The sequence below is a fragment of the Liquorilactobacillus sicerae genome (assembly GCF_029916425.1).
Taxonomy (GTDB): domain Bacteria; phylum Bacillota; class Bacilli; order Lactobacillales; family Lactobacillaceae; genus Liquorilactobacillus; species Liquorilactobacillus sicerae.
Genome location: NZ_JAHAVQ010000153.1, coordinates 1 through 505 on the forward strand (window position 1 = coordinate 1; position 505 = coordinate 505).

The 505-nt window shown below is 34.3% G+C and carries 1 protein-coding gene; it reads left to right on the forward strand.

Translation table 11 applies throughout. The features are described from left to right. Window positions 1-182: 182 nt before the first annotated feature. A partial coding sequence (locus KH893_RS11750; RefSeq protein WP_281166271.1) for an alpha/beta fold hydrolase occupies window positions 183-505 on the forward strand: 323 nt, incomplete at its 3' end.

The window sequence follows — 505 nt, forward strand, 5'->3', positions numbered from 1 at the left end:
ATACATAAGAAGTTCATTACAAGAAGAAGGAGAACAGAAAATTAAACCAGATTTTTGTTTCTGTAAACGTTCAAATTTTTAATTAAAAAATATCAATGTTTGCAATAAACAAAGTGTATAAATTAAGTTAACGTATTTAAAGTTTATACTTCTAAAAAATATAACGAATCAGGAGGTTTGCCATGCAAAAGATTGGAGGTCACCACTTAATGGTTAAAACAGCAGATGGTATTCGATGGCACTTAGTTGAAGCTGGTGTAAGCAATGAACTTACGGTGCTACTGGTAGCTGGTTTTCCAGAAAGCGCTTATGCTTGGCGCCGTGTAATACCAATATTAGCTAAAAGATATCATGTATTTGCAATTGATTTACCTGGGCAGGGTTACTCAAGTGTCCCAGCAAGTGGATTTGATACTAAAACTACTAGTGAGCGTATACAAAATCTTCTCTCAAAACTAAACATAGGGAAATGTATATATGTTGGTCACGATGTAGGTTCATGGGT